Source organism: Polynucleobacter sp. JS-Fieb-80-E5 (genome assembly GCF_018882015.1).
Lineage (GTDB): Bacteria > Pseudomonadota > Gammaproteobacteria > Burkholderiales > Burkholderiaceae > Polynucleobacter.
The window spans coordinates 170,137-178,131 of the sequence record NZ_JACVPH010000006.1 but is presented as its reverse complement, the minus strand read 5'-3'; the positions used below and the strand labels follow the sequence as shown (position 1 = coordinate 178,131).

Below are 7,995 nucleotides of genomic sequence, written 5' to 3'. Positions count from 1 at the left end.
ATATGGAGTCTTCTCGGGTACAAGCCTTAGAAAACCCATTTGGTCCCAAAGTATTGGGGATGTGATTGGTAAAGGTGTAAACCATGTGGTCGGTACCGGACGTAAAGCATGTGTCCGGTACGTACCGTCAAGCCTTTGGCCTGCCCAGCACGATTCGAACGTGCGACCTACGCCTTAGAAGCTTTAAAAATGATATAAATCAATAGCTTAGACAATGATATAAGCCCGGCAAGATCAGGTGTTCTGTACGCACCAAGAGTTGTGGGGTTGGCTGGAATTGACTCGTTGGGGTGTGGCATCCACAGATGTAGAGTCGGTTAAACCGATGCTAATTGGTGTCGCGTTACGGGACACTTCAGCTATCAAATGCCTGTCGATTTCTTAGGGTATTAAGGGCATCTTCACCCTCCTTGCCTATTTCTAGTTTTCTTTCCCGAATTCTGTTTGACAGAGTTACTCGTCTCATTTCCTCATCAGTAATACCAAATCTACAAGCCACAACATTAATATTAACTTCCTCAATTACTCTCGACAAATCCAAAAGCTCTATATTTTCCTTGTGATAACCAAACCCAAGGAGACAAATTTTTTCAGCCTGCTCCAGCTCCTTTTTTGCAGATTTAATAGCGGCTGAGTGCTCTTCTATAACCTCATGAATTGTTTGGATTGATTTAAATGCTCTATCCCAATAATTTATTTGGCCAAAGCTATTGGGGTCATATTCACCCAAACTACCATACACATGATGAATGGGTATGGTCCTAACCATATCTAAAAGCTCTTGATCGTTCTCGGGGTTAAATGAGTGCTTTAAGGCATTGAAAAACTTATGCTCCAATAAACGATCGTAATTGAAGGTAATAAAGCTAATTTTATTGTCTCGAAAATAATCACTTGATCTACTTACCCCATCACACATTTTGGCGAAAAGATATTCAAACCAATCATGCTTATTGTCCTTATTGGATTCTCTTGTAATTAAAAACTTAGCCTCGGAATTCAATATAGCCTGAGCTATTCCAGCCTTACCAATAACATCAAAACCTGTCATATGCTGGTTAGAATTTATAAAGGAATCTATGGATGCCTGCCCAGCCTGACTCAAGGACTCTATAAATTTTTCGATATTTTTCTGCTGAACAACATTTATATTCACACCGCTTCTTTGTGGCAACGTCCTGAGGCTTAAATCCGCATCCCGAATTCCCCGCATCAACTGATCAACCACATTCCCCATGAGCTCTTTCCCACTTGGGAACCCATATGGATGGTGTGCACCTGCACCAAGAATGAACACGGTTCTTTTTGAAATCATAAAAGCTATTTTTCCCCATAGATGGACTAGACCAGTTTAGTTATCGATTTGATAACTGTCTAGGGTAAAGTTTAGGTACTTATAGGTAATTTTAATAGGAGAATAGCGATGCTCGGAATGTATAACCAGAAACCAAAAGATCCTATTTACTCATTAGTAATTAATGCAGGCGTACATGAGGTATGGAGGGTCTGGACTGAAAAAGAGCTGCTATCCAAGTGGTGGGCGCCTCCTGAGTCGAGTCCATGCATTATTAATGTCAACCTAACACATGGCGGAGCATTTATCTACGAGTTCATAAACAATGGTAGGCGACACCATGAGGAGTTGATATATGTTCAGCTAATTAAAGATAGGCGAATTGTTATGACCAATGCCTTAAATAAGGACTTAAGACCAACAACACAATCCTATATAACTATAGTCATTGAAATACTTGCCAGAGGCAATACAACACAATTTACATCAAAAATTCTATTTAGGGATATGCGTGTTTTGCGCTGGTTTTCTATAACTCACTGGTATCAGGGTTGGATTAACAATCTGCAATATATGGCACAGCTAGCGGAAAGCATTAGCTCACCTCTTGGCGTGCAACCTATCCCAACTCCGCCTGTCCAGCCTTAATCTTCTGCCTAGCCCGCTCAGCTTTGACAGCTTGCTGACCTTGCTTCACCCGATCCTTCATTGATTTAAGTCTAGCTTGCTCTGGGCTTAAGGGCTTAATTGGGGCTATTTCATCGAATCGCATAGTTAACCAATCTGTAGGGGTTGATGTGGCACGTTTTTGGCGCCGAAGATGGCTTGTAAGAGTTTGTACGCCTGAGCTTGGTTTTGGGCGTAGAGAATGGTTTCTACCCATAAGCCCGCTGCATTGACTGTTGCCTTATATTGTTTCATATAGATATTTAGCTTTTCTTAACCGACAAGAAGAATGAAAACGGCGTCTAGTTTCTAGACGCCTAATACTTAAATCAATACCTTCAAAATCACATCTCGCTTTTGCTCTAGTGTGTAGCCTACAGTCCCGTACATATTAAATTCGCTGCCGCCACTACTATGCCCTGTAATACTTTCCGCTAGACGTGTAGGTATGTCATTACAAGCCTTTAGTCTATCAATGATTGCGTGTCTGAACATATGGCTTTTGAAGTCAAACTCTTTCAAGGTTTTCTTAATGATTTGAGAGCAACTTGAATTACCGTTATCCCTTGCATAATGCGGAACAAACCAATCGCTATTTTGCTTCTTAGCAATCTTGTATAGCTCTTTAGCAGCGTCAAGCGAAACGCCACAAAGTGGCACAGCCCTAATGCTGGACTTGGTCTTTCTATCACTTAAGATATTTCTTCTTATCCATAGGTGCGGAATATCGTGATCTAAGACACAGTCTTCCAACCTAGCAAATAACGGCTCAGACAATCTAAAGCCAGTATTGAGCTGAATTAAAGCAATCAGTTTGTGTGGCGAAGGGCTTTTTAATAAATGCCCTTTTACCTGGTTTATCAACAGAGTGGTAATGATTGGCATTGAACGTTTTGTTTCGCCCTCCCCTCTAATTTTTAATGCTCTAAATGGGCTTAGCCTATCTATATCTAAATGCTTAAAAGCTACATTTAGCATGGCATTAAGGGTGTTGTTATGTTTACGAATACTCACAGGACTTAATCCTCTATTTAATTGGTAATCCCTGTATTCAGTAATGTGCCAATGCTTGAGCTCATCTAAAGTTAAATCGCCAAAGAATTCCTTAAAGCTGCGAAAGTGATAGTTTGCATGTTTAACAAAAGTGGGGCGATGAGAAGATTTAGCTTCGTGGATATAAATCTCAAAGGCATCTGTAATTGTGGGCAGCTTCCCATTTTTCTGTTTAGCCAAATGCTCACTGATAACTTTTGCAATGAATTCCTCTGCAAAACTCATTCCATTCACATTGATTAAGCGTTCGACTTTGTCAAAGACAATTGGGTGGGGTTTAATAACAACGGCTCGCATAGTTTTCCTTATTAAAGTAAAGTTGGATTGCTCGGCGATGGGTGCCACGCTTGGCGCGACACCCTCTTCCAACTTACTTACGAAATCCTGCTTTTAATGAACCGCTAGCATTTTCAATCTGGGCATCTAAATCCCCCGCTTCCACAGCAACCTTAACTGTTTCTAGTGCCTCAATTAAGTCCTCAGCACTATCGACTTGAATGCTGGGTTTGCCTTTGGCCAATTCAATTGTGCAAGCTCCATATCTAATGGAAACGCAGACTTTTCCTTCTTCAGTCTGAAACCACCACGGCTTAATGCGCTTTGGGACTTCCACTTGCTTACGAATCCCTGTCTCCTTATCTTTGACGCTGCGAAATTTCATTAGCACAAAAGGCGTGCCTGAGATCTGCCCTTTCGCTAGCTGGATCTGCTCCCATAATCGGCTTGAAAGTTTATTCCTTCGAATCACAATCGCTGGTTGGTGAACCGGCTTCTTGAGAGCCACTAGTTTTAATGCGGTCAATGCACTCATATTTCCTCCTATAAATGAAAGAGCCATTTCAATTTATTTTCGGAATAAGGAATTGGACAACCTCTTTTTTATTTTGGCTAATTTTGAGCCAGAAATTAATGGGTTTTCTTAACAAAAGCTAAATACTTTTGCGAGTTGCTGTGTTTCAAAGTACGGTCGCAAATAGATAAAAAAGTTACTGGTAGTGAGTTACTAGTTACTCGAGTAGCAAATGAGTAGCTCTGACTAGCAACACGACTTAGTGACTATCTCTTTGAGATCTGCAACTGAACTCAAAGCAACATCTTTTTGGATCTACTCCTCTAGCAACCAAGCCACGAAAGCAACAGCTCGCAACGAGAACTCAATCAATTTGAAAAAGGAGAACGATATGAGAGAAATTGCGGTTAGAGGATTTATGAATGAGAAATTTAATACCACCTTCGGTAAAGGCTTATTTAGAAGGGCGATGTTTAATGGCTCAGTAGAGCTAGGTAACCCAAATCAAAAATACCTAGTAGATTACTTTGAATACAGCAACTGGGAAAATACTGCCAAAACAGATGAGCAGATGGCAACTGTTCGAAAACTCAGTGATGCTGGCATTGCAGGGCAAGCTGGAGTTTTAATGTCTTGGATCCAACATTACGATCCACTCACTAAGACAAAGCTAGGTGTTGGTGGATTTAGCATCTACTCCCCCGAAACTAGGGAGCTGCATGTAGAGATTGAGGATTTAGCAAACAACACCAAGGATTCCTGGACGCTAGATGTACATCTTTGTAAAAGCACCGGCGCCAATAAGCCAGTGTTTATAGCAACCAATGTGGATTTGAACTAAATCACGCTATAAATCCATACAAGATTCACCTCAAATCAGCCCTATACGCAAAGATCTATCAGCTTCGCAATACTGAGTAGCTGGCATTACTAAAAACAGCGCATAGGGCGAATTTGAGCTACTAGCAGTAATTCGTGGGATTTTCGCCACGATCCGCACTAAATACAAGCATTGATTCGTCAATAAAAACGATTAAGAAAATATACATTTTCTTAATCGAATTATTTTTGTTTTACTAAGTCATTGATTCTTGGAAGATCTTTTGACTGCAACCCGAACTTGAGCCTCGGTTGTCCTTTTGGAAATAAGAAAACACACTCTATATGTAATTTTATTTATCAAAGGAAAACCCATAAATGGCACAAGCAAAAACCCTTACCCAAGCAGAGCTCGATCAAATACTGCGTTATGTCTCCACTAAGAAATATCCGCAGCGTGACAGAGCTATCATTCTCACCAGTTTTTGGTCGGGACTTCGCGTCGCAGAAATTGCATCGCTTAAGATGGGCGATGTTCTCAATATTGATGGCAGTATCAAAAATGAAATCCGTTTGTCTGCAGCTCAAACGAAAGGCGGTCAACCGAGAACCGTATTTCTTCCTAAGAAACTACAAGACGAATTATTGGCCTATGTCGGCACTAGACATGCCAAGATGCCAGAGATCCCTTTTTTCCATACAGCAAACAGACTGGGATTTTCTGCCAACGGCTTATGCGTATGGTTTTATTGGAACTACAAACACTCTGGCATTTCTGGGGCAACGAGCCATTCAGGCAGAAGAACCTTTATTACGAATTTAGCCAATAAAGGTATTTCAGTAAGAGTTTTGGCTAGTTTGGCAGGCCATAAATCCATTGCCGTTACCCAAAAATACATTGACGTAAATGACGATATGAAACGCAATGCAGTAGAGCTCATTTAAGTTTGTCGGTTTAACCGACAAACTAGTGTCTCTTTAAGTGACGCTGGTAATGTCAAATCACCACAAATCAAGCACTTTTCAGCCCAAGCGTTACTTTAAGTAACGGTGTGAAACTGCTTATTGGCTGCTGAGCTTATCTAGAATGAGTTGCGCTAGCGCCTTCTCGTCACCAAAAAAGGCTAACTCCATTGCTTGATACATTTGGGACTGGTTTAGATCGGAATAATTGAGCCTAAACCCAGCCTCGCTAGCTAACTGAGCAATAAACACTCGCTGCACCCGTCCATTGCCATCCCGAAATGGATGCAAGACATTAATCTCAGAAAGATAGTGGGCTAACTTCTGTGCAACTTGCTTGATATCTTGATTTTGGAATAAATGCTCTTTAGCTAAATTATTGAATAAAGTTTTAGCGGCTGAATCAATCATGCGGATATTTGCAAAGCGGCTATTTTCACGACTTATATCTACAGTCCGAATTTTTTCCAGCCCAATCATAGACATCTTGAAAAAGAGCATAGTGAATTGCTTGTAAATGCGCTAAATCAAAATTACCTTGAATTGGCTCTAAATCTAAAGCCACTAAACGCGAAGCAGTCATATCAGACTCAAACGCCTCAAGCTCATTTTGATCCCTAAAGCCCAATTTGTTTTGCAATACCGGAGAACCCGGATAGCAATAGACACTATCCGCGTCGTAGCGCGACATAGCGTTCTTTAGTCTCTGCAATGATTTGATCGATTGTTTTTGATCCACCAATAAAGGCATCAAAATCTTTCATCAACTCATTGCTAGGCTTCATACCCTCTACCCGCAAAGAACCCAAGGCATTGTCAACAATGTCTTTTCGGTTTAAGGTAGTTTGATTATTTTTCATAAGGGCTGTTTTATCTATATTACGGTATTTTAAGGGGTGCTTCCAGAAAATTAAACCCTTCATTAAGACCTGCCAGCAAATAGGGCGTAGGTTGTAGCGTCGGGTAAAACCGACACCAAATGGTCATCCCCTCACCCATCTCTACCCCGCCAATCTCTCCGCACTGAGCATTGGGGTTAGTTTGCTGTAATGACGCTCAATCATCCCTACGCTAGTACCCATCTGCTTTGCAAGAGTATGAATATCGACACCCTCTTCTAATCTAAAGGTGGCATAAGTATGGCGTAGGCTATATAAAACCCTATTCTTGCCGGCTGCATCCTTAAACAAACCCGATTCAACCATTAAGCGTTCGAACACGCTATCTAGGCTATGGGGTGCATCACCCGCAGGAAATATAAAAACTCGGCGATCTAACTTGGCCTCAATAACAGCATCTAGGTTCTGATAAGGCAAAGCCTGCCAAGCAATTAGTCGCTCAAGTGCCTCAACCACAAAATGTCGGGCAATCAGATACCTAGGCCCAGTCTTACCTGACACCCAGATCCGTAAATAGCGTTTTTCACCAATCCAGTGCCACTGCAAAGCTTTCCAGCGGATTGGCATACTCTCTGTGCCCTGCCTTATGCCCGTTCCCAGCAAAAACTCCACATAAACACGGCAAAGTCTGCGCATATGATTACTACGTTGATTGCGGCCAAAACGTTCCCAGTCCCGCATGTATTCCAATAAGTAATCGATCTCTTGGTGGCTAAAGGCTGGCCTAATTTCCGCCCTATCAGCGTTTACCTCTAATAATGGAACAGTTCGGTGCTGGTGAATTAAGCCCTGCACTCTAGCTCGCTCAATTACCCGCTTATAAAGACCAGCATGACGTCTTTGGGTATAGGTCTTGGGGTTCTTACCCATCTGGGATATGCGCCAAGCCGCATAGTCATCTACTAACTCTTGGGTGATGTCATTGATCTGATAATTGCCAAAGAATGGGATCAAGTACTTGGTATAGATATGAATGTAATCCGCATGGGTACGCTTATTGGGATTGGCTTGCACTACTCGAGCAGCCATAGCCAGTTCTTGCGTGGCTAGTTGGCGAAAGGTGCGAGTCTTAATGGCAAGATCACTGGCTAGCTTGACCTTGACTGTTTCATAGATGGCAATGGCTTGGGTGGTGGCTTCAGCAATCTGATTCGATCCAGTACTAGCCGAATACCAAGCACCTGTAGAGAGCTTGAAACGGCATTGCCATTGGTGACTCGTGGGTCTTTTATAGAGGGTGATGGCACCATCAAGAAGTTTGATGGGCTCATCATCAGTGATAACGGTAGAAAATAAGAGTGATAAATTATTCATGACAAGCGTCTCGTTACATGACACTTGTTAGCTTAATTTCAGATTTAGGCTTGGGCGACCTGAATTATTTACTGTCGGTTAAACCGACACCACAGCGTCAGGGCCGCGATAGACTGGTGCTGATCGCAAAGCAGACCTACACCCTACTTAATAGCGGCAGGCTCAATCCGACCCATTGCAGCCCCTCATAAATTACA

General features: G+C 42.0%; 12 protein-coding genes. 4 read left to right on the top strand and 8 right to left on the bottom strand.

What is annotated here, in order from left to right; translation table 11 throughout:
- Positions 1-355: 355 nt before the first annotated feature.
- Positions 356-1,315, bottom strand: coding sequence for a hypothetical protein (locus ICN44_RS10410; RefSeq protein ID WP_216263887.1), 960 nt, complete (start codon positions 1,313-1,315; stop codon positions 356-358).
- Between the two features lie 108 nt (positions 1,316-1,423).
- On the opposite strand from ICN44_RS10410, the gene ICN44_RS10405 reads away from it, so the two are divergent.
- Entirely contained in the window at positions 1,424-1,942 is a 519-nt protein-coding gene (locus ICN44_RS10405; RefSeq protein WP_216263886.1) for an SRPBCC domain-containing protein, read from the top strand.
- A gap of 126 nt (positions 1,943-2,068) precedes the next feature.
- Here ICN44_RS10405 and ICN44_RS10400 read toward each other — a convergent pair whose 3' ends face one another.
- The 3 genes from ICN44_RS10400 to ICN44_RS10390 all read right to left on the bottom strand — a co-directional run bounded on the left by ICN44_RS10400 (position 2,069) and on the right by ICN44_RS10390 (position 3,824).
- The gene (locus tag ICN44_RS10400) at positions 2,069-2,215 is read right to left on the bottom strand and encodes a hypothetical protein (protein WP_216263885.1); all 147 of its coding nucleotides are present in this window, start codon (positions 2,213-2,215) and stop codon (positions 2,069-2,071) included.
- A gap of 69 nt (positions 2,216-2,284) precedes the next feature.
- The gene (locus ICN44_RS10395) at positions 2,285-3,310 is read right to left on the bottom strand and encodes a tyrosine-type recombinase/integrase (RefSeq protein ID WP_216263884.1); all 1,026 of its coding nucleotides are present in this window, start codon (positions 3,308-3,310) and stop codon (positions 2,285-2,287) included.
- Positions 3,311-3,383: 73 nt separating this feature from the next.
- Positions 3,384-3,824, bottom strand: coding sequence for a DUF6641 family protein (locus ICN44_RS10390; RefSeq protein ID WP_216263883.1), 441 nt, complete (start codon positions 3,822-3,824; stop codon positions 3,384-3,386).
- Between the two features lie 241 nt (positions 3,825-4,065).
- Between ICN44_RS10390 and ICN44_RS12350 the strand changes: the two genes are divergently transcribed.
- Positions 4,066-4,644: a hypothetical protein gene (locus tag ICN44_RS12350; protein ID WP_255537588.1), complete on the top strand. Its 579-nt coding sequence runs from the start codon at positions 4,066-4,068 to the stop codon at positions 4,642-4,644.
- Positions 4,645-5,000: 356 nt separating this feature from the next.
- On the top strand, positions 5,001-5,567 hold the full coding sequence (locus ICN44_RS10380) for a site-specific integrase (RefSeq protein ID WP_215302003.1): 567 nt from the start codon (positions 5,001-5,003) through the stop codon (positions 5,565-5,567).
- Positions 5,568-5,684: 117 nt separating this feature from the next.
- Here the strand turns inward: ICN44_RS10380 and ICN44_RS10375 are convergent, their stop codons facing one another.
- The 4 genes from ICN44_RS10375 to ICN44_RS10360 all read right to left on the bottom strand — a co-directional run bounded on the left by ICN44_RS10375 (position 5,685) and on the right by ICN44_RS10360 (position 7,798).
- Positions 5,685-5,996: a Fic family protein gene (locus tag ICN44_RS10375; protein ID WP_255537587.1), complete on the bottom strand. Its 312-nt coding sequence runs from the start codon at positions 5,994-5,996 to the stop codon at positions 5,685-5,687.
- Between the two features lie 25 nt (positions 5,997-6,021).
- Positions 6,022-6,276, bottom strand: coding sequence for a hypothetical protein (locus ICN44_RS10370; RefSeq protein ID WP_216263881.1), 255 nt, complete (start codon positions 6,274-6,276; stop codon positions 6,022-6,024).
- On the bottom strand, positions 6,254-6,445 hold the full coding sequence (locus ICN44_RS10365; RefSeq protein ID WP_215301999.1) for an antitoxin VbhA family protein: 192 nt from the start codon (positions 6,443-6,445) through the stop codon (positions 6,254-6,256). The genes ICN44_RS10370 and ICN44_RS10365 overlap by 23 nt, the downstream gene beginning before the upstream one ends.
- Before the next feature lie 141 nt (positions 6,446-6,586).
- A complete protein-coding gene (locus ICN44_RS10360; protein ID WP_216263880.1) occupies positions 6,587-7,798 on the bottom strand; it encodes a tyrosine-type recombinase/integrase in 1,212 nt (403 codons plus the stop codon).
- 17 nt (positions 7,799-7,815) lie between these two features.
- On the opposite strand from ICN44_RS10360, the gene ICN44_RS10355 reads away from it, so the two are divergent.
- Positions 7,816-7,989, top strand: coding sequence for a hypothetical protein (locus ICN44_RS10355; protein WP_216263879.1), 174 nt, complete (start codon positions 7,816-7,818; stop codon positions 7,987-7,989).
- Positions 7,990-7,995: the final 6 nt, after the last annotated feature.